Annotated in this window: 24 protein-coding genes; all 24 read left to right on the top strand. The window is 34.6% G+C overall.

What is annotated here, in order from left to right; genetic code table 11:
- The first annotated feature begins 27 nt into the window (after positions 1-27).
- Positions 28-789 carry a DeoR/GlpR family DNA-binding transcription regulator gene (locus GSH73_RS01615; protein WP_014757187.1) on the top strand — a complete coding sequence of 254 codons (762 nt, stop codon included), beginning with the start codon at positions 28-30 and terminating at the stop codon, positions 787-789.
- Positions 790-973: 184 nt separating this feature from the next.
- Positions 974-1,753, top strand: a complete 780-nt coding sequence (locus tag GSH73_RS01620) for a class II aldolase/adducin family protein (RefSeq protein ID WP_014757186.1) — start codon at positions 974-976, stop codon at positions 1,751-1,753.
- Between the two features lie 32 nt (positions 1,754-1,785).
- Positions 1,786-3,450, top strand: a complete 1,665-nt coding sequence (locus GSH73_RS01625; protein WP_014757185.1) for a propanediol/glycerol family dehydratase large subunit — start codon at positions 1,786-1,788, stop codon at positions 3,448-3,450.
- A gap of 13 nt (positions 3,451-3,463) precedes the next feature.
- On the top strand, positions 3,464-4,090 hold the full coding sequence (locus tag GSH73_RS01630) for a propanediol/glycerol family dehydratase medium subunit (protein ID WP_014757184.1): 627 nt from the start codon (positions 3,464-3,466) through the stop codon (positions 4,088-4,090).
- 17 nt (positions 4,091-4,107) lie between these two features.
- Entirely contained in the window at positions 4,108-4,506 is a 399-nt protein-coding gene (locus GSH73_RS01635) for a diol dehydratase small subunit (protein ID WP_014757183.1), read from the top strand.
- A 13-nt stretch (positions 4,507-4,519) separates the two neighbouring features.
- The gene (locus GSH73_RS01640; RefSeq protein WP_014757182.1) at positions 4,520-6,337 is read left to right on the top strand and encodes a diol dehydratase reactivase subunit alpha; all 1,818 of its coding nucleotides are present in this window, start codon (positions 4,520-4,522) and stop codon (positions 6,335-6,337) included.
- Between the two features lie 4 nt (positions 6,338-6,341).
- A complete protein-coding gene (locus GSH73_RS01645; protein WP_014757181.1) occupies positions 6,342-6,680 on the top strand; it encodes a glycerol dehydratase reactivase beta/small subunit family protein in 339 nt (112 codons plus the stop codon).
- Positions 6,681-6,691: 11 nt separating this feature from the next.
- Positions 6,692-6,862 carry an ATP:cob(I)alamin adenosyltransferase gene (locus GSH73_RS13640; RefSeq protein ID WP_014757180.1) on the top strand — a complete coding sequence of 57 codons (171 nt, stop codon included), beginning with the start codon at positions 6,692-6,694 and terminating at the stop codon, positions 6,860-6,862.
- A 38-nt stretch (positions 6,863-6,900) separates the two neighbouring features.
- Positions 6,901-7,662 carry an ATP:cob(I)alamin adenosyltransferase gene (locus GSH73_RS13645; RefSeq protein ID WP_267889035.1) on the top strand — a complete coding sequence of 254 codons (762 nt, stop codon included), beginning with the start codon at positions 6,901-6,903 and terminating at the stop codon, positions 7,660-7,662.
- Positions 7,659-9,062, top strand: a complete 1,404-nt coding sequence (locus tag GSH73_RS01660) for an aldehyde dehydrogenase family protein (RefSeq protein WP_160175234.1) — start codon at positions 7,659-7,661, stop codon at positions 9,060-9,062. The genes GSH73_RS13645 and GSH73_RS01660 overlap by 4 nt, the downstream gene beginning before the upstream one ends.
- An 11-nt stretch (positions 9,063-9,073) precedes the next feature.
- Complete coding sequence (locus GSH73_RS01665) at positions 9,074-10,285, top strand: zinc-dependent alcohol dehydrogenase (protein ID WP_014757177.1); 1,212 nt, start codon at positions 9,074-9,076, stop codon at positions 10,283-10,285.
- A gap of 8 nt (positions 10,286-10,293) precedes the next feature.
- Positions 10,294-10,599 carry a BMC domain-containing protein gene (locus tag GSH73_RS01670; RefSeq protein ID WP_014757176.1) on the top strand — a complete coding sequence of 102 codons (306 nt, stop codon included), beginning with the start codon at positions 10,294-10,296 and terminating at the stop codon, positions 10,597-10,599.
- 22 nt (positions 10,600-10,621) lie between these two features.
- Positions 10,622-10,900 (top strand): propanediol utilization microcompartment protein PduA, encoded by a 279-nt coding sequence (pduA, locus tag GSH73_RS01675; protein ID WP_014757175.1) that lies wholly within the window; start codon positions 10,622-10,624, stop codon positions 10,898-10,900.
- Between the two features lie 26 nt (positions 10,901-10,926).
- The gene (locus GSH73_RS01680; RefSeq protein WP_014757174.1) at positions 10,927-11,244 is read left to right on the top strand and encodes a BMC domain-containing protein; all 318 of its coding nucleotides are present in this window, start codon (positions 10,927-10,929) and stop codon (positions 11,242-11,244) included.
- Positions 11,245-11,338: 94 nt separating this feature from the next.
- Positions 11,339-11,617 (top strand): BMC domain-containing protein, encoded by a 279-nt coding sequence (locus tag GSH73_RS01685; RefSeq protein ID WP_038068350.1) that lies wholly within the window; start codon positions 11,339-11,341, stop codon positions 11,615-11,617.
- A 10-nt stretch (positions 11,618-11,627) separates the two neighbouring features.
- A complete protein-coding gene (gene pduL / locus GSH73_RS01690) occupies positions 11,628-12,272 on the top strand; it encodes a phosphate propanoyltransferase (protein WP_014757172.1) in 645 nt (214 codons plus the stop codon).
- Between the two features lie 5 nt (positions 12,273-12,277).
- Positions 12,278-12,556, top strand: coding sequence for a EutN/CcmL family microcompartment protein (locus GSH73_RS01695; protein WP_014757171.1), 279 nt, complete (start codon positions 12,278-12,280; stop codon positions 12,554-12,556).
- Between the two features lie 18 nt (positions 12,557-12,574).
- A complete protein-coding gene (locus GSH73_RS01700) occupies positions 12,575-13,942 on the top strand; it encodes a 4Fe-4S dicluster domain-containing protein (protein ID WP_014757170.1) in 1,368 nt (455 codons plus the stop codon).
- Entirely contained in the window at positions 13,917-14,465 is a 549-nt protein-coding gene (locus tag GSH73_RS01705; RefSeq protein ID WP_014757169.1) for a BMC domain-containing protein, read from the top strand. Before GSH73_RS01700 ends, GSH73_RS01705 begins: the two co-directional genes overlap by 26 nt.
- A 221-nt stretch (positions 14,466-14,686) precedes the next feature.
- Complete coding sequence (locus GSH73_RS01710) at positions 14,687-15,964, top strand: L-rhamnose isomerase (RefSeq protein ID WP_014757168.1); 1,278 nt, start codon at positions 14,687-14,689, stop codon at positions 15,962-15,964.
- 27 nt (positions 15,965-15,991) lie between these two features.
- The gene (locus GSH73_RS01715) at positions 15,992-17,419 is read left to right on the top strand and encodes a rhamnulokinase (protein ID WP_014757167.1); all 1,428 of its coding nucleotides are present in this window, start codon (positions 15,992-15,994) and stop codon (positions 17,417-17,419) included.
- Complete coding sequence (locus GSH73_RS01720) at positions 17,409-18,191, top strand: response regulator transcription factor (protein ID WP_236640052.1); 783 nt, start codon at positions 17,409-17,411, stop codon at positions 18,189-18,191. Before GSH73_RS01715 ends, GSH73_RS01720 begins: the two co-directional genes overlap by 11 nt.
- Positions 18,192-18,198: 7 nt before the next feature.
- A complete protein-coding gene (locus tag GSH73_RS01725) occupies positions 18,199-19,965 on the top strand; it encodes a sensor histidine kinase (protein WP_014757165.1) in 1,767 nt (588 codons plus the stop codon).
- A gap of 15 nt (positions 19,966-19,980) precedes the next feature.
- Complete coding sequence (locus GSH73_RS01730) at positions 19,981-22,044, top strand: hypothetical protein (protein ID WP_014757164.1); 2,064 nt, start codon at positions 19,981-19,983, stop codon at positions 22,042-22,044.
- The last annotated feature ends 3 nt before the right edge of the window (positions 22,045-22,047 follow it).

The following is a 22,047-nucleotide window of genomic DNA, read 5'->3' on the forward strand; positions in this document are numbered from 1 at the left end:
AAAATTTAAAAAAGTGGAGGAAAGTATATGCTTGCGATAGAACGAAGGAAGAGGATAATGAGGCTTATACAGGAAAATCAAAGCGTCTTGGTGCCTGAGTTAAGTAAATTGTTTAATGTGACAGAGGAAACTATAAGGAGAGATTTAGAGAAACTTGAAGCAGAAGGGCTTTTAAAGAGGACTTATGGTGGTGCTGTTATAAATGAAAATTCAAGTGCTGATATCCCCTTAAATATAAGGGAAATAACGAATATAGAAAGCAAACAGGCCATAAGTATGAAGGTTGCCGAATACATTGAAGATGGTGATACACTTTTGCTTGATTCAAGCTCTACAGTTCTTCAAGTAGCAAAGCAATTAAAATTCAAAAAGAAGCTTACAGTCATAACAAATTCGGAAAAGATAATATTAGAATTAGCAAATGCGAAAGATTGCAAAGTCATTTCTACAGGAGGAGTATTGAAGCAAAATTCTATGTCGCTAATTGGAAATTTCGCGGAAGATATGATAAAAAATTTCTGTGTAGATAAAGCCATAATATCATCAAAAGGTTTTGACATGACAAATGGCATTACAGAGTCAAACGAAATGGAAGCTGAAATAAAAAAAGCCATGGCCAACTCGGCAGAAAAAGTGTTTTTACTTCTTGATCACAACAAATTTGACAAGTCATCGTTCGTCAAGATGTTTGACTTAGATAAAATCGATTATCTATTTACCGATAGAAAGCTGTCTTTAGAATGGGAAGAATTCTTGAAAAAACACAATATTGATTTAATCTATTGTTAGCTAAATCCCACGTTTTGTGGGATGTTTTTTTATTTTAAAGAAATATTATTTTTAATTTTGTTAATTATGCATAATGCTATTGACATTTTATTAAATATTGATATAATAAAGATAAACAAAATAAAACAGACATAAATCAAAATAAATTCAATAAAAATTAACTTTATTTAAAGGAGGGCAAAAAGTGTATTCTGAATATGAGGTAAAAAAACAGATCTGCGAAATAGGAAAGAGAATCTACATGAATGGGTTTGTGGCAGCGAATGACGGCAATATCACCGTTAGGATTGGTGAAAATGAAATAATAACGACGCCTACCGGTGTCAGCAAAGGTTTCATGACTCCAGACATGCTATTAAATATTAATTTAAACGGTGAAGTATTAAAATCTTCAGGCGACTACAAACCGTCCACAGAAATAAAGATGCATCTTAGAGTCTATAGAGAAAGGCCAGATGTCAAATCAGTCATACATGCACATCCACCATTTGGCACAGGTTTTGCTATTGTAGGGATCCCGCTTACAAAGCCAATAATGCCAGAAGCAGTTATATCTTTAGGCTGTGTGCCGATAGCCGAATACGGGACGCCTTCTACAGAAGAGCTGCCAGATGCCGTCTCTAAATATTTGCAAAATTACGATGCGCTTTTATTAGAAAATCATGGTGCGTTGACATACGGTCCTGATTTAATTAGCGCATACTACAAGATGGAATCACTTGAATTTTACGCAAAATTGACATTTATTTCTACACTTCTCGGAGGTCCAAAAGAATTATCAGATAGCCAAGTAGAAAAGCTTTATGAAATTAGGAGAAAATTCGGTTTAAAAGGAAGACATCCAGGCGATTTGTGCAGTACATTAGGATGCAGCACAAATTCTGCAAAATCGAATGATGATGACATTTCTGAACTTGTGAATGTTATCACTAAGAAAGTATTAGAACAATTGAAATACAATTAAAAACATATTTCGAATAAAAAGAGGAATTCTCTATGAAACATTCTAAGCGATTTGAGGTTCTCGGCAAAAGACCTGTAAATCAGGATGGATTTATAAATGAATGGCCAGAAAAAGGCTTCATAGCAATGTGTAGTCCCAATGATCCTAAGCCATCAATAAAGATTGAAAACGACAAGATCGTTGAGATGGATGGGAAGAGAAGAGAAGACTTTGATTTTATAGATTTATTCATAGCTGATCACGCTATAAATATTTATCAGGCTGAGAAATCCATGAAAATGAACTCGCTTGATATAGCCAAAATGCTTGTAGATATAAATGTAGAGAGAAAGACTATAATAAAAGTAGTTTCGGGACTTACACCTGCCAAAATAATGGAAGTTGTAAATCATCTTAATGTCGTTGAAATGATGATGGCTATGCAGAAAATGCGAGCAAGAAAGATTCCGGCTAATCAATCACATATTACAAATCTTAAAGATAATCCTGTGCAGATTGCAGCGGATGCTGCCGAATGTGCTTTAAGAGGTTTTAGGGAAGAAGAGACCACCGTAGGAGTGACAAAATATGCTCCGTTTAATGCAATAGCGTTATTGATAGGGTCTCAGGCATTAAAAAGAGGCGTGCTTACTCAATGTGCTGTTGAGGAGGCGACGGAACTTGAATTAGGCATGAGGGGATTTACCACATACGCTGAGACTATATCTGTTTATGGAACTGAAAGTGTTTTTATAGATGGTGACGATACACCTTACTCCAAAGCATTCCTTGCTTCTGCTTATGCGTCAAGAGGATTGAAAATGAGGTTTACGTCAGGTACAGGTTCAGAAGTTCTTATGGGAAATGCAGAGGGTAAATCGATGTTGTACCTGGAAATCAGGTGCATCATGGTTACAAAAGGTGCAGGAGTGCAGGGGCTTCAAAATGGTGCAATAAGCTGTATAGGCATAACTAGCTCAGTTCCTTCAGGTATAAGGGCGGTGCTGGCTGAAAACCTTATAGCATCTATGCTTGATTTAGAGGTAGCATCAGGCAATGATCAGACTTTTACACATTCAGACATAAGAAGGACAGCAAGGACTATGATGCAGTTTTTACCCGGTACTGATTTCATATTTTCAGGTTACAGTGGAACGCCTAATTATGACAATATGTTTGCAGGTTCCAATTTTGATGCAGAAGATTTTGATGACTACAATGTACTGCAAAGGGATTTAATGGTAGATGGAGGGTTAAGGCCTGTAAAAGAAGAAGATGTGGTAGAAGTGAGGCGAAAGGCAGCTAAAGCTTTGCAGGATGTATTTAGAGAGTTAAATCTTGGAGTAGTTACAGATGAAGAAGTAGAAGCAGCAGCATATGCACACGGCAGCAAAGATATGCCTGAAAGAGATGTTTTGTCTGACCTTGAATCAATCGATGAGATGATGAAAAGAGGGATTACAGGCATTGACATCGTAAAGGCTTTATATAGATCTGGACATGAGGATATAGCGGAAAACATTTTAAACATGTTAAAACAGCGCATATCTGGAGACTATTTGCAGACATCAGCTATTCTTGATGAAGATTTTAATGTTATAAGCGCCATAAATTGTCCAAATGATTACTTAGGACCTGGAACAGGATATAGGATTGATAAAGATAGATGGGAAGAGATAAAGAATATTCCTTACACCATTAATCCTGACAATTTGTAAAGATGGTGAAAAAATGTACGTAGATGAAGAACTGTTAAAAGAAATTACTAAACGTGTTATAGAAGAATTAAATAATAAGCATAAAACTGATAATGTGCCTTCGTATTTTATTGAAAATGGAGTTGCCTATAAGGGTAAAAATATAGAGGAAGTCGTCATTGGTGTTGGGCCTGCATTTGGAAAGCATATAAAAAAGACTATAAATGGCCTTGACCATAGAGATGTCATAAAAGAAATAATTGCAGGCATCGAAGAAGAAGGTATGGTTCATAGAATTGTAAGAGTTCTAAAGACTTCTGATGTGGCGTTCATAGGCAAAGAAGCTGCTTTATTAAGCGGATCGGGAATAGGCATAGGCATACAATCAAAAGGTACTACAGTGATTCATCAAAAAGATTTATATCCTTTAAGCAATTTAGAACTGTTTCCACAAGCTCCACTGCTAAATTTAGAATTATACAGGGAAATAGGCAAAAATGCGGCGAGATATGCTAAAGGCATGATGGTAAAGCCTATTTTGATTCAAAATGATTACATGGTGAGACCTAAATACCAAGTGAAAGCTGCTATAATGCATATAAAAGAGACGGAAAAGATATTGAAAAATGCTCAATCAATCCAATTGACGATAGACTTGTAAAAGTTGGGATGGTAAATATGGAAGAATATCCGCTATCAAAAAGTGCTTTTGATAAATTGGTGACAAAAACAGGCAAACATTTGAATGAAATAAATATTGAAAATGTAATGAAGGGAAACGTAAAACCCGATGATATCAAGATATCCAAAGAAGTGCTTTTAATGCAAGGGCAAATTGCAGAAAGATACGGCAGGCATCAGATGAAGGAGAATTTCACAAGAGCATCGGAGCTTACAGATGTTCCAGATGAAAAGATTTTGGAAATATATGAGAGCTTAAGGCCGTTTAGATCTACAAAGGAAGAGCTTATAAATCTTGCCTATGAATTAAGAGATAAGTACAATGCCATTAACTGTGCAAACTTGATACTTGAGGCTGCTGAAGTATATGAAAAAAGAAATATTTTGAAAACTTAAAGGGGCTTTTCAGATGAAACTCATAGCAGGTGTTGATATTGGCAATTCTACAACAGAAGTGTGTATAGCCGCTATTAAAGATGACAATACATTAGAATTTTTAAGCAGTTCCTTGACAGCTACGACAGGTGTAAAAGGCACTGTGGATAATGTGACAGGGGTTATTAATGGATTGACTGAGGCACTAAAAAAAATTGGCAAGAATATTAGGGATTTAAGCCTCATTAGAATCAATGAAGCCGCCCCAGTTGTCTGTGGTGCTGCTATGGAGACAATAACGGAAACTGTTATCACTGGTTCGACTATGATAGGTCATAATCCATCCACGCCGGGTGGTGTCGGACTTGGAGTAGGCGAGATAATACATATAAATGATTTAGCTGATGCTACTAAAGGCAAAAATTACATTGTGGTTATACCTAAGGAGATTGGCTATGAAGAAGCTTCAATAATGATAAACAAATCTTTTGAAAACGATATTGATGTAAAAGCTGCTATAGTTCAAAGCGATGAAGCAGTTTTAATCAACAACAGGCTTAAAAAGATTATACCAATTGTTGACGAAGTAAGGCAGATAGAAAAGATTCCATCGGGTGTTGTAGCGGCTGTAGAGGTGGCACCAGAAGGCAAGTCCATAAGCACGTTATCAAATCCTTATGGTATCGCAACAATATTTGACTTAACTCCAGAAGAGACAAAGTATGTCATACCGATTTCGAAAAGTTTGATGGGGAAAAAGTCAGCAGTTGTCATAAAAACACCGAGGGGACAAGTGAAAGAAAGAATAATTCCGGCTGGTAATCTCTTAATCATGGGGCCTACTATGTCATCAAAAGTAAGTGTTGATTCTGGTGCTGAAGCTATAATGGAATCAGTTGAAGAAGTCGGCACAATTGATGACGTAGAAGGTGAAGAAAATACAAATGTTGGGAATATGATAAAAAATCTAAAAAACAAGATGGCAAATATAACTGGGCAAAAAGTAGATAAGATAAAGATTAAAGATATCTTCGCTGTTGATACGACAGTCCCTGTTAAAGTAGAGGGCGGACTTGCTGGTGAGACTTCAATGGAAAAAGCAGTCGTGTTGGCGGCTATGGTAAAGACAGATACGCTTCCGATGATAGAAATTGCAGAAAAGCTTCAAAGAAAGTTGGGTGTATTTGTAAAAATAGCTGGAGTAGAAGCTGTGATGGCTACATTAGGTGCGCTTACAACTCCAGGCACAAAGTTGCCACTTGCAATACTGGATATCGGTGGGGGTTCTACAGATGCAGCTTTGATTGATGAAAAAGGCATTGTAAAATCTATACACATGGCAGGTGCTGGAGAATTAGTCACAATGCTTATTGATTCAGAATTAGGGTTAAATGATAGATATTTGTCTGAAGAAATAAAGAGAAATCCGATTGGAAAAGTTGAAAGCCTATTTCACATAAGAATGGAAAATAGGGAGATAAAGTTTTTTGACAAACCTTTAAATCCTCGATATTACGGTAGGATCGTAATTTTAAAAGAAAATGACATGATCCCTGTATTTAAAGAAGATTTGACAATGGAAAAGATTATTTACGTGCGAAGACAAGCGAAGGATAAAGTTTTCGTTAAAAATGCTATTAGAGCTTTGAAAAAAATTGCTCCGGAAAATAATTTAAGGCGAATACCAAATGTAGTCTTGGTTGGCGGTTCTGCTTTGGACTTTGAAATTCCAGAGATGATTTTATCAGAGCTATCAAAATACAAAATCATAGCAGGCAGAGGGAATATAAGAAAAATCGAAGGGCCAAGAAATGCTGTAGCGACAGGTCTTGTGATGTCTTATTTAGGGTGATTTTATGGAATTTATAAAGCCTCAAATAGTGATTTTTGCAAATACAGAAAACAAATATATAATAAACGAGGTTATAGCTGGCATTGAAGAAGAAGGTGCATTATATAGATTATCTTACAATGAATGTGCTGATGTTATGAAAATGGCTTATGATGCAGCAAAAGCATCTGTATTAGGTATCGGAATAGGCATATCTGGAGATTTAGTGTGTTTGCACTCTAAAAACTTGGAAATCAATACACCTTTGATTCTTTCAAAGACAAGTGAAAACTTTGATCCACGACTCGTTGGATGCAATGCTGCAAAATATGTAAAGGGTTTGCCACTTAAATACTTAGATTAGCAGGTGGTACAATGAGTGTTTATACTAAAACTGGTGATGATGGTTACACGTTGCTATTAAATGGAGAAAGAATTCCAAAGGACGATTTGAGAATAGAGACATTGGGAAATTTGGATGAATTGACAAGCTATTTAGGATTTGCAAAAGCTCAAATAAATGATGATTCCATAAAAAAGAGATAGAAAATATTCAGATAAAGGTAAAAGTAATACTTTCAGAGATAGCAGATGGCAAAAGCGATAAATGGCATATATCAGAAAATGATGTCTTTGACATAGAAAGATTAATTGACGATTATCAAAACATGGTAAAGATTAAAAATGGTTTTGTAATACCTGGTAAAAACCAAATCTCAGCATTATTAGATATTGTAAGGACTATAACGAGAAAAACTGAGAGAAGCTTAATCAAAGTTGACAAGAAATATCCTGTAAATATTAATTCGAAAGTTTACATCAATAGATTGTCTGATTATTTGTTTGTTTTAGCAAGGTATATGGAAATAAGAACGGAAATAGAAGAAAAAGTAAAAGACGTGATAAGAAAGCATTATGGAAAGAACAAAGGCGAAATAAAGCTAAATTTAGATATAGCAAAAAATTTAATGGCTAAGGTAGAAAAGAAGGCAGAAAGCATTAATCTACCGGTTGCTATTGCAATAGTTGACATGCATGGCAATTTGATAGCGGCTCATTTTATGGATGGTACACTTCTTGAAAGCATGAATCTAGCTATAAATAAAGCTTATACATCAGTGGTGCTTAAAATGTCGACGCAAGAGTTATCAAAACTTGCACAACCAGGGCAGCCTCTTTACGGGATAAATACAACTGATAATAGAATCGTAGTGTTTGGAGGTGGGTGCCCTATAAAACATCAAGGTGAAATAGTTGGTGGAATTGGAGTTAGCGGTGGTACAGTAGAACAAGATATAGAACTTTCTATTTATGGTGCAGATGTATTTGAGGAGGTTATATCATGAAAGTTAAAGAGGAAGATATTGAAGCGATCGTCAAAAAAGTCTTATCGGAATTTAATTTTAAAAAAAATACTAAAAGTTTCAGAGATTTTGGCGTATTTCAAGATATGAATGATGCTATTCGTGCTGCAAAAGATGCCCAGAAAAAATTGAGAAATATGTCCATGGAGTCGAGAGAAAAGATTATACAGAATATAAGAAAAAAGATTATGGAGAATAAAAAAATACTTGCAGAGATGGGCGTCAGTGAAACTGGCATGGGGAAAGTAGAGCACAAAATAATAAAACATGAGCTTGTAGCACTTAAGACACCTGGTACCGAAGATATAGTGACAACAGCATGGTCTGGCGATAAGGGACTGACATTGGTTGAAATGGGGCCATTTGGTGTAATAGGTACGATTACTCCTTCGACAAATCCAAGTGAAACCGTCCTTTGCAATAGCATAGGTATGATAGCCGCAGGTAATTCAGTCGTATTTAATCCACATCCAGGTGCGGTAAATGTATCTAATTACGCTGTCAAGTTAGTAAATGAAGCGGTGATGGAAGCTGGCGGCCCTGAGAATTTAGTCGCATCTGTTGAAAAACCTACACTTGAAACTGGAAATATTATGTTCAAGAGTCCTGATGTTTCGCTATTAGTAGCGACAGGCGGACCTGGTGTAGTAACATCGGTTCTCTCATCTGGCAAAAGGGCAATAGGAGCAGGAGCAGGAAATCCACCAGTTGTAGTTGATGAAACGGCAGATATAAAAAAAGCTGCGAAAGATATAGTCGATGGTGCTACATTTGACAACAATTTGCCTTGTATTGCTGAAAAGGAAGTAGTTTCTGTAGATAAAATAACAGATGAACTGATTTACTACATGCAACAGAATGGCTGCTACAAGATTGAGGGGCGAGAAATTGAAAAGCTCATTGAACTTGTATTGGATCACAAAGGTGGCAAGATAACATTAAACAGGAAATGGGTTGGCAAAGATGCTCATTTAATACTAAAAGCTATAGGCATAGATGCTGATGAAAGCGTAAGGTGCATAATTTTTGAGGCGGAAAAAGACAATCCGTTAGTGGTAGAAGAGCTGATGATGCCTATTTTAGGAATAGTAAGAGCCAAAAATGTAGATGAAGCGATAATGATTGCGACAGAGTTAGAACATGGCAATAGGCATTCAGCACATATGCATTCTAAAAACGTTGATAATTTAACAAAGTTTGGAAAAATAATTGACACTGCTATATTTGTAAAAAATGCTCCATCGTATGCCGCGTTAGGATATGGTGGTGAAGGTTATTGCACATTTACGATTGCAAGCAGAACAGGTGAAGGATTGACATCTGCAAGGACTTTTACTAAAAGTCGTAGATGTGTCTTGGCAGATGGATTATCAATAAGATAGGAGAGGATAATATGGAAGTCAATCAGATAGACATTGAGGAGATAGTTAAGAAAATATTAAATGATTTAAGAAATGAGCCTAAAGAAAACATTAAAGAGAGCAATTCAAAAATACCATCTATCTGCAGAGCTGCTGTACTTACAGATGTTAAAAAAATAGAAGTAAAAGAATTTAATATTCCAGAAATAAATGATGATGAAATGCTTGTCAAGGTGGAAGGCTGTGGCGTTTGCGGTACTGATGTTCATGAATACAAAGGAGATCCTTTTGGACTTATACCATTGGTTTTAGGACACGAAGGTACAGGTGAGATAGTCAAGCTGGGGAAAAACGTGAGACGAGATTCTGCTGGTAAAGAAATCAAAGAAGGCGATAAGATTGTTACATCTGTCGTTCCGTGCGGTGAATGCGATATATGTTTGAATCATCCAGACAAGACAAATTTGTGTGAAAACTCAAAGATTTACGGCTTAATATCCGATGATAATTACCATTTAAATGGTTGGTTCTCAGAGTACATCGTCATAAGGAAAGGCTCAACATTTTATAAGGTCAATGATATAAACCTTAATTTGAGGCTTTTGGTAGAACCGGCTGCAGTAGTCGTACATGCAGTAGAGCGCGCAAAATCCACAGGTCTTATGAAATTCAACAGTAAAGTTCTCGTACAAGGCTGTGGCCCTATAGGATTACTGCTATTGTCGGTTGTAAAGACGCTTGGAGTAGAAAATATCATAGCCGTCGACGGCGATGAGAATAGACTCAACATGGCTAAAAGATTAGGTGCTACAGCACTCATTAATTTTACTAAATACAGCAATATTGATGAGCTTGTTGATGCTGTTAAAAAAGCAAGCGATGGAATTGGCGCAGATTTTGCATTTCAATGTACAGGCGTTCCTTCTGCAGCGTCTAATATTTGGAAGTTTGTAAGGCGGGGAGGTGGTTTATGCGAAGTTGGATTTTTTGTAAATAATGGTGATTGTAAGATAAACCCCCATTATGATATTTGCAATAAGGAGATAACAGCAGTTGGCTCATGGACTTACACTCCTCAAGACTATTTGACAACTTTTGATTTTCTCAAAAGAGCTAAAGAAATAGGACTTCCAATTGAAGAGCTGATAACACATAGATTTTCACTTGATAAAATGAATGAAGCTATGGAAGTTAATATGAAGCAGGAAGGGATAAAAGTAGTGTATATAAATGACAGATTTTAGGTGATATAATGCAGGCTGTTGGATTGATTGAAGTTTATGGATTAGTAGCGGCATTTGTGGCAGCAGATGCTGCATGCAAAAAAGCGAATGTCGTAATAGAGTCTTTTGACAACAATAAGCCATTAAATGCTGAAGCATTGCCAGTTCCATTGATAATAGTCGTTAAGCTCAGAGGAGATCTTGAGGATGTAAAAATAGCGGTAGATGCTGCAGTTGATGCAGCTAATAAAATATCTGGTGTAGTTGCTACAAATATAATAGCAAAACCAGAAGAAGATACTGAAAAGCTATTAAAGCTAAATTGTCTTAAATAAAAAATCGAGGAGGATTTTGATTATGGTACAAGAAGCATTGGGAATGGTAGAAACGAGAGGATTGGTAGCAGCAATAGAAGCAGCAGATGCTATGGTAAAGGCTGCGGATGTCACTTTGATAGGAACTGAAAAAATAGGTTCAGGACTTGTAACAGTCATGGTAAGAGGAGATGTCGGTGCAGTAAAAGCAGCGACAGAAGTTGGCGCAAGTGCAGCTTCAAAATTGGGAGAGTTAGTGGCTGTTCACGTAATACCAAGGCCTCATACTGATGTTGAAAAGATACTGCCGACAATTAAATAATTTTGGCACATTTAGGAGTTTGATAAATGTATGCAATTGGACTTATTGAAGTAAATGGGTTTGTCACAGCGGTTGAAACACTGGATGCAATGTTGAAAACAGCCAATGTAGAGTTTGTAACATGGGAGAAAAAACTTGGAGGCAGACTTGTGACAATCATTATTAAAGGAGATGTTTCAGCAGTTGAAGAAGCAATTTTAACTGGAAAGATTGAAGCTGACAAGATTACACGGACAGTAGCATACGCAGTTATTCCAAATCCACATCCAGAAACTATAAAGATGGTAAATATTAGTGCAGGAAAGCTATTTAAAGCAGATGGTGGTGAAATAAATGAGTTCTGAAGAAAAGGATACGAATGCAAAAGATGTTAAAGTCGAAAAGCAGAAAAATAATTTAACGAAAACATCAAATAAAGAATTTAAGGAGGAATTGATTATGGAACAACAAGCATTAGGAATGGTAGAGACGAGAGGATTGGTAGCAGCGATAGAAGCTGCTGATGCAATGGTAAAGGCTGCTAATGTCACGTTAATAGGAACTGAAAAAATAGGTTCAGGACTTGTAACAGTCATGGTAAGAGGAGATGTTGGTGCAGTAAAAGCAGCGACAGAGACTGGAGCAAATGCAGCTAAAAAGTTAGGGGAGTTAGTAGCTGTTCACGTAATACCAAGACCTCATGCAGATGTAGAGAAAATACTGCCTACGATAAAGTAGTGTGATAACAGTGAACGAAAAATTGATAGAGATTATATCAAAAACTATAGCGGATACGATTAGTGAAAGGAATTCGCTTAAGATACCAGTAGGCGTATCAGCCCGACATGTACATCTGACTAAAGAACATTTGGATATATTATTTGGAAAAGATTATATCCTTAAAAAGAAAAAGGAATTGATGGGTGGACAGTTCGCAGCAGAGGAATGTGTGACAATTATCGGATTTAAATTAAATGCTATTGAGAAAGTGAGAGTTTTGGGTCCTTTAAGAGATAAAACGCAGGTAGAAATATCGAAGACCGATGCAATAAGTTTAGGGTTAAACCCTCCTATACGGGAATCAGGTGATATAAAAGGTTCATCGCCAATTACAATTGTAGGGCCGAGAGGAGCAATATCATTAAAAGAAGGATGTATAATAGCAAAACGACATATTCACATGTCACCGGAAGATTCCAAAAGATTCAATGTTAAAGACGACGATATAATATCAGTAAAAATAAATGGTCAGCGAGGCGGAATTTTAGAAAATGTACAGATTAGAGTTGACGAAAAGTATACACTTGAGATGCATATTGACACAGATGAAGCTAATTGCATGGGACTAAAAAGCGGCGATTTTGTTGAAATAGTAAGAGATAATAGGAGTTGAAAAAATTGATAATAGCTAAAGTTGTTGGTACTGTTATTTCTACCCGCAAGAATCAAAATTTAATAGGCAATAAATTTTTAATAGTAGAACCAGTAAGTGAAATGAATTATGACAGTAAAAATAGGGTTGTTGCAATAGATAATGTAGGTGCAGGTGTAGGAGAGATAGTATTAGTTACCTTTGGAAGTTCAGCAAGAATCGGTTGTGGTATGCCAGATTCGCCTGTAGATGCGGCAATTGTCGGAATTGTTGATAGCATAAAAGATATTATCATTGATGATTAGTTAATCTGGGGTGAGATGATGAATATTGATGAACTTAAAAATATCGTATTTGAAAATGGAATAGTCGGTGCAGGCGGAGCTGGATTTCCTACACATGCAAAACTTACTACAGGTATAGATACAATCATATTAAATGGCGCTGAATGTGAACCGCTTTTAAGAGTAGATAGGCAGCTACTTGCAATATATACTGATGAAATATTGATGACTTTATCATTCATAGTTGATACTTTAGGAGCCAAACGTGGCATTGTAGCAATAAAATCAGCATACAAAACTGCCATCAGCTCAGTTAAGAATTTGATTGGTAATTATAAAAACTTGGAGTTAAAGGTATTGCCAGACGTTTATCCTGCTGGTGATGAAGTTGTATTAATATATGAAACGACTGGAAGAATTGTGCCAGAAGGTTCTATACCTATTTCTGTTGGCACGTTGGTAATGAATGTGGAAACTGTGCTTAATGTTTATAATGCTATTTATTTAAAACATCCAGTCACAGAAAAGTATGTAACAGTAACGGGAGATGTCAAATATCCCAGCACATTTAAAGCAAAAGTAGGAACATCTGTAGCTCGTCTTATTGAAAAAGCAGGAGGATGCTTAGAAAAAGATTGTGAAGTGATAATGGGTGGTCCTATGACTGGGAAAATAGTTGATGTAAAGACTCCAATAACAAAAACTACAAAAGCTATTATCGTTCTCCCAAAAGACCACCCTGTGATAACAAAGAGAAAGACAAACATAAGGATAGGGTTAAAACGAGCAATGTCTGTTTGCTCTCAATGCCAAATGTGCACAGATCTATGTCCTAGAAATTTATTAGGTCATTCCATCAAACCTCATAAAGTCATGAATGCAGTTGCAAATAGTATTATTGATGATACCGCTGCATATACGATGACAATGTTATGTTCTGAATGTGGATTGTGCGAGATGTATTCATGTCATCAAAGTTTGTCGCCGAGAAAGATAATAAGCCAGATAAAGATAAAATTAAGGCAAAATGGTGTAAAAAATCCACACAACAAAAGACCAGAAACAGCAAATGTCATGCGAGATGAGAGATTAGTGCCGATGGAAAGGCTTATTTCAAGACTTTCGCTCAAAAAATACGATGTAGATGCTCCGATGAATTTTGATACTGTTATTCCTTCACATCACGTTGTCATGCAACTAAGTCAGCATGTTGGTGCCAAAGCGATACCTGTAGTAAAGGTAGGAGATATTGTGAAAGAAGGAGATCTGATAGGCGATGTGCCTAATAATAAGCTGGGTGCTAAATTGCATGCCAGTATTGACGGCATTATAATAGATGTAACTGATGACAGTATTGTTATCAAACCAAGAGGTGATTTTGATGGACAAAGCGATAGGATTGGTTGAATACAAATCAGTTGCTACAGGTATAACTGCTGCTGATGACATGGCTAAAACTGCTGATGTGGAAATAATAGAAGCATATACAGTATGTCCGGGGAAATACATTGTTCTGTTAGCTGGGAAATTAAGTGCAGTTAATTCGGCGATAGAAAAGGGCATAAATCAGTATTCGGAAAATGTCATTGATAGCTTTATATTGGGAAATCCGCATGAAACAATATATAAAGCTATGAGTGGCACGTCTGTAATTGAAGATGTAGAAGCACTTGGTATCATAGAGACATTTTCTGCAGCATCAATAATACTTGCAGCAGATACGGCTGCAAAAGCTGCAAAAGTGAATCTGGTAGAGATAAGAATAGCCAGAGGTATGTGCGGCAAGTCATATCTACTGCTTACAGGAGAACTTGCTGCTGTTGAAGCATCTATAAATGCAGGATGCAAAGCTTTGGAGAGAACGGGTATGCTTTTAAATAAGTCTATAATACCCAATCCAGATAGAGCTATTTGGGATAAGATAATTTAAATATAAAAACAGTCAACAAAAGAAAATACAATACATATATCTATAAAACAAAAAAATAACAAAAAAATAATAAAAAATTATTAAAAACAAGAAGGAATTTAACAAAAAACGTCGAATATATATAATATGAAAAATATATAAGCTTAAGATTAAATAATAGTGCTTATTATTAAATAGAATCAAATGCAATTATTGTTTGATTTATTGAAAGGATGTTTATTATGTATGAAGCAGAAAAAGATAAAATTTTAAATGATTATTATAATGCAAAAGAGATTTATGCAAAGTTTGACATAGATATTGATAAAGTATTAGATAAAATGAAGAAGATTCGTATTTCACTTCACTGCTGGCAAGGCGATGATGTAACTGGATTCGAAAAAAGTGCCAATGGATTAAGCGGTGGAGGTATTTTGGCGACAGGAAACTGGCCTGGTAGAGCAAGAAATGGTGAAGAATTAAGGCAAGACATTGAAAAAGCCTTAAGCCTTATACCAGGCAAACACAAAATCAATTTACATGCCATTTACGCAGAAACGGATGGTGAATTTGTAGACAGAGATGAAATAAACGTGGAGCATTTCAGGAAATGGATTTACTGGGCAAAAGAAAATGGCCTTGGCCTTGACTTCAATCCTACGTTTTTTTCGCATCCTAAAGCAAATGATGGCTATACGCTTTCAAGCAAAGATGAAAACATAAGAAAATTTTGGATCCAACATGGTAAAAGATGCCGTGAAATCGCAAATGAAATAGGAAGAGAGCTAAAAACTCAATGTGTGAATAATGTTTGGATTCCTGATGGTTCAAAAGATTTGCCTGCTAATAGGATTGAACACAGAAAAATACTTAAAGAATCTTTAGATGAGATATTTTCAGTAAAATATGACAAATCAAATATCGTTGATTCTGTTGAAAGCAAATTATTTGGCATTGGATCTGAAAGCTATGTGGTTGGTTCACATGAGTTTTATATGAACTATGCGTCGAGAAATGATGTAATGCTGTGCCTTGATATGGGACATTTTCATCCTACTGAGAATATTGCTGATAAGATATCATCAATACTTACATTCAATGACAATTTGTTGATTCATGTAAGCCGTGGTGTCCGGTGGGATAGCGACCATGTAGTCATTTTAAATGAAGATTTGCTTTCATTAGCAAAAGAAATAAGAAGATGTGATGCTTATGACAAAGTGTATATTGCATTAGATTTCTTTGATGCAAGCATAAATAGGATAATGGCATGGGTAATAGGTGCAAGAGCGACGCTAAAAGCCATATTAATATCACTATTAGAGCCTGTGCATCTACTTATGGAAGAGGAGAATAAAGGAAATTTTGGTGCAAGACTTGCTTTGATGGAGGAATTCAAAACATTGCCATTTTACTCTGTTTGGAACAAATACTGCATGGACGAAAATGTGCCTATTGGTACATCGTGGATTGATGATGTTAAAGAATATGAAAAAGAAATTGTAAAAAATAGGGCTTAAAATTTAAGGCTAAAGGATGGTATTTCAATGAAAGATATTGTGTATAATCTGGCTTTTGATTTTGGAGCTTCAAGTGGCCGTCTTATGCTATCCGCGTTTGATGGCGAAAAAATCACAATTGAAGAGATTTATAGATTTCCAAATGAGCCAGTCAAGCTGGGACAATCATTTTATTGGGATTTTTTAAGGCTTTTTCACGAATTAAAAAACGGATTAAAAATAGCATCAAAGAGGAAAATCAAAATATCCGGCATTGGTATAGACACTTGGGGTGTCGATTATGGATTGCTTGATAAAAATGATCAATTGATTTCAAATCCTTTTCATTACAGAGATAAAAGAACGGATGGCATAATAAAAGATTTTGAAAATATGGCGTTACTGGAGGAAATCTACAACGTAACTGGTATACAGTTTATGGAATTTAATACAATATTCCAATTGTATTGCGATTATAAAAAGCGTCCAGAATTATTGGATAATGCAAAGACATTGTTGTTTATTCCAGATTTATTTAACTTTTATTTGACAAATGAGAAATACAATGAATATACTGTTGCATCCACATCGCAAATGTTGGATGCTAACAAGAAAGATTGGGCAAATGATCTTATAGAAAAGTTAAATTTGCCAGAAGGTATTTTTCAAAAGATACTGATGCCAGGAAATACAATTGGTTATCTAACAAAAGAAATTCAAGAAGAAACAGGATTGTCTGAAGTTCCCGTGATTTCTGTTGGCAGCCATGATACGGCATCAGCAGTTGCAGGTACACCTATTGAAAACGGTTCAAGTGCTTATTTGATTTGTGGTACTTGGTCATTATTAGGTGTTGAAAGTGAAAAACCTATAATAAATGAAAATACAAAGAAGTACAATTTTACAAATGAAGGCGGTGTCGAAGGCCTTATAAGGCTACTTAAAAATATTAATGGTCTGTGGATAATTCAGCAATTAAAACAAAGTTGGAATTCAAATGGCATTAAAATAGGATTTCCAGAAATCAGCCAGATGGCATCTAAAGCAGAGCACGAAGAATTTATCATAAATCCTGATGACAAATTGTTTATAGCTCCAGATGATATGGCTGAGGCGATAAGGCAATATTGTACAAAAACAGGACAGGGTTTGCCGCAGAATATTGGCGACATAGCAAGAGCCGCTTACAATGGTATAGTTGAACAATACAAAAATTGCTTAAACAATTTAGAAGATATTGTAGGGCAAGAAATAGATAATATTCACATGGTTGGTGGTGGGATACAGGATAAGTTCCTGTGCAAGCTGACTGCAGATGTTACAGGGAAAAAAGTCATAACAGGCCCTGTAGAAGCTTCAATCTATGGCAATGTGATAGTCCAGCTTATGGCATTGGGATATATAAAAGACTTGAGAGAAGGAAGAAAGATAATAAAGAATTCTATAGAGAATGATGAAGAGATGTTTGCTAAATAGGAAGGTGGTGTCTAATATTTATACGCTTGTAGTAGTAGAAGATGAATATGAGATAAGAACAGGATTAGTTAACTGCTTTCCATGGAACAAAATGGGTTTTGTTGTTGCAGAAGAATTTGAAAATGGAGGAGAATGTTTTGAGTATTTGTGTAAAAATAAGGTTGATACAATTTTATGTGATATAAAAATGCCAGTTATGTCTGGTATAGAGTTGGCAAAGAAAATTTTTGAAAGTAATATAAGCACTAAAATAGTTATAATCAGTGGTTATACTGATTTTGAATATGCCAGACAGGCGTTAAGATATGGTGTTAAAGATTATATAGTAAAACCTACTAAATATAATGAAATAATTGATGTTTTCAGCAGAATAAAAAAAGAATTAGACAATGAAAATACAAAGGAAATATTGAATAACTCATGTAACAATGAAATTGATCAGTACAGCAGCATAATTTCAATCATAGAAAAATATGTTGATGAACATTACAGAGATGTGACATTGGAAGATGTAGCTAAAGTAGTTTATATGAATCCGTATTATTTAAGCAAATATTTTAAACAAAAAACCGGTATGAATTTTTCTGATTATATAACTGAGGTCAGAATGAAAAAAGCTGTAGAGTTTCTAAAAAATCCTTTGTATAAAACTTATGAAATAAGTTATATGATTGGATATAAAAATCCAAAAAATTTTACTAGAGCATTTAAAAAATATTATAAAAAATCCCCAAGAGAATTTGTAAATTCAGCAATAAATTTTAAGGAATGATTTATAAATGAGAGAATTAAACAATAAATTTTTTTATAAAAATCTTTTTGTTTTGGCATTGCCATTAATTTTAATTGTTATTGTATTAGGTTCATTTTCAATATTAATAACAGAAAGATATGTTAGAGATGAAATATACAAAAATAGTAGAGAAATATTAAAGCAAAGCAGTAATGATTTGTCAATTTTATTTAATGATATAAATAAAATTTATTTAACATTTGGAACAAACAAAGATGTGACATTGTATTTGGAAAGGATCTTAAATACAAATAAATATTCTTTAGATGATATGTGGCATCTTAGCATGATAGAAAGTTTATTTGATTCTACGTCGTTTTCAGAACCTTATATACAATCAATTTATTTGTATTTTAACAATCCTAATAAAAATTTTTTAGTGACAGGAAATGGTATTAATTCTGTAACAAATTATATTGATAATAAATGGTATGACAGCTTTTTAAATGCACCAAAAGATGAGATTTCTTGGATAGAGGTTAGAAATTTAAAAATGTATAGTTTCGATAAAAAGGGGATAAAAGTCCTAAGTATATACAAAAAAATTGCAAACTTTAACGGGGATAAAATTGATGGTGTGCTTGTACTAAATATATATTTGGACTATATTGAAAATTTGCTAAATACTTCAACAATATTTCCTGACCAAAAAATTCTTATATTAGATGCCCACGACAATTTAATATGTCAAAATATTAATGGGAATTTCACTGGGAAGATAGACTTAGATAATTATAGCAAAGCAAACATCATAACAAAATTAGAATCTCCAAATTATAATATAAAATATGTATCTATTGTTCCTAAAAAATACCTTTATGAAGTTCCTATAAAGCTTTTAAAGATGACTTTAGTTTTACTTTTGACGTCAATTTTTTTTGTGATATTGATAACATTTAGAATCACTAAACGAAATTACGAAAATGTAAATAAAATATTAAAGATTATAGAGGCAGAAAAGACAAATGAGATATTTCCAGAAATTCCAGTAGAAAGTAGAGATGAGTACAGCTATATAATTTACAACATTATTAATAGTTATATTGAAAAAAGTCAATTGAAAATGGAATTAGCAGAAAAGAAGTATAAAATGAAAGCAATGGAGTTATTAGCACTGCAATCGCAAATTAGTCCTCATTTTTTGTCTAATGCGTTGGAGATTATTTATCTTAGGGCATTGTCATACACAAACGGTCCTAATGATGTCACAAAAATGATTGAAAATTTGTCACAGATTTTAAAGTATTTGTTAAGTAATCCAAATGAAACAGTAACTGTAAAAGAAGAAATTGAAAATACAAAGGCATATATACAAATATTGAAGGTCAGGTATAGAGATAAATTTAAAGTAAATCTAATTTATGATGAAAGTATTTTATCATGTCTCATGATGAAACTGATGCTGCAACATTTAATAGAAAATTCTATAAAACATGGGCTTAAGAAGAAAAATTATGAAGGATCAATAAAAATCAAAATAAAAGCAGTTGATAAAAAGAAAATAAAAATTTCAGTAATCGATAATGGCATAGGAATGTCCAAAGAGAGGCTAAATTATGTAAAAAGAATTCTTGACTCTGACTTCGATTTTTATGAACATATTGGACTAATGAATACAAATGAACGGTTAAAACTTCTCTATGGGAAAGATTGTGAAATATTAATAAGAAGTAAATTGAATATTGGTACTGCCGTATATATAATTTTTCCATATCAATTAAAAAATCAGAATAATGATGATTATAATAAGTGAAAGAAGGATGAAAACATGGGAATTAACAGATATGATCTTGTAAAAAGGCATAATGTAATTTTGGAAAAAGCAGATATCGAAAATCCATTGTCAGTAGGTAATGGAGAAATTGCTTTTACAGCTGATATAACGGGAATGCAAACTTTTATTGATGACTATAAGAGCATTCCTTTATGTACCATGTCACAGTGGGGGTTTCATACTACGCCGGCACAGAATGATAAGGGCTATTATACTTTGGAAGATTTGAACCTCAAGTATTACGATGCATTTGACCGAAAGGTTGGATATGTAACATCAGCAGAAAATCAAGAGAATGTATTTAATTGGTTGAGGAGTAATCCTCATAGAATTAATTTAGGTAATATAGGATTAAATATAATTCTTGATGATGGCACAAAAGCAGAATTGAAAGATATTTTCGAAATACACCAAGTATTAGATTTGTGGAACGGAATATTGATAAGTGACTTTAAAGTCGAAAAAGTCCCTGTTCACGTTGAGACTTTTTGCCATCCATATGAAGATATGATAAATTTTTCTGTTGAATCAGAACTGCTAAAACAAAATAAAATTTATATTGAAGTAAAATTTCCATATGGTGCGGCCAATATATCAGGCTCCGATTGGGATAGAAATGATAGACATGATACAAATGTGGTTGATTATGGCAGAGATTTTGTCGAATTATTGAGAACTGTCGATGAAGATGTTTATTTTGTAAAAATAGAGTACTCAAAAGGCGTTTATTTAAATAGAATCGGGGAAAATCATTTTGCATTAAAGCAAAAAGAGTATAATGGGAGAATAGAATTTTCGTGCTTGTTTTCGAAGCAAAAACCTCTTAAGTGCTTGCATTCATTTAGTGAAAGCAAAAGGATGTGTAAAGAATATTGGAATAGCTTTTGGAGAGGAGGTGGTGCAATAGATTTTTCAAAGTGTGAGGATAAAAGAGCTTTTGAATTGGAGAGAAGGGTAATACTTTCGCAATATCTTACAGCTATTCAATGTTCGGGTTCTATGCCGCCGCAAGAAACAGGGCTCACCTGTAATAGCTGGTATGGTAAATTTCATTTGGAAATGCATTGGTGGCATGCTGTACATTTTGCTTTATGGGGTAGAATGCCTTTGCTGAGTAGAAGTATATGGTGGTACAGGAGCATTTTCAATGTATCACGTGACATTGCGAGAAAGCAAGGATACAAAGGTGTACGCTGGCCTAAAATGGTTGGACCAGATGGAAGGGATAGCCCTTCTCCGATAGGACCATTGCTTGTTTGGCAGCAGCCTCATCTTATATATTACAGTGAACTGTTTTTTAGAGAAAATCCTACGGAAGAAACATTAGATATGTTTAAAGACATAGTAATTAATACTGCTGATTTTATTGCATCATTTGTTGCATATGATAGAAAAAATGATAGATATATACTTGCGCCACCTTTGATTCCAGCACAAGAAAATCATGATCCTAACGTTACATTAAATCCGGTATTTGAATTGGAGTATTTTTCGTTTGCGCTGGAAATAGCAGTTAAATGGATTGAAAGGTTAGGACTAAATGTGAACCAAGAGTGGAATGAAATACGTTTTAAATTAGCTAATTTACCTTCAAAAGACGGTGTATATATATCGCATGAAAAATGTATTAACACTTATGAGAAATTTAATTTTGACCATCCATCTATGCTTGCAGCATTGGGGATGCTACCAGGCCGCAAGGTTGATAAAGAAACTATGAGAAGGACTTTACATAGAGTATTAAAAGAGTGGAAATTTGAGGAAATGTGGGGTTGGGATTTTCCGATGATGGCTATGACTGCAACAAGATTAGGCGAACCGGAGACAGCAATAAATATTCTTTTGATGGATTCACCAAAAAATACTTATATGGTAAATGGCCATAATAACCAAATACCGAATAAAGAACTACCAGTATATTTGCCTGGAAATGGTGGACTATTGGCGGCAATGGCCCTCATGACAGCTGGTTGGGATGGGAATAGCCAAAGCACACCTGGATTTCCTAAAAATGGGATGTGGAATGTTGAATGGGAAGGGTTAAAAGCGATGATATGATGA

This window comes from Thermoanaerobacterium aotearoense, from assembly GCF_009905255.1.
GTDB lineage: Bacteria > Bacillota > Thermoanaerobacteria > Thermoanaerobacterales > Thermoanaerobacteraceae > Thermoanaerobacterium > Thermoanaerobacterium aotearoense.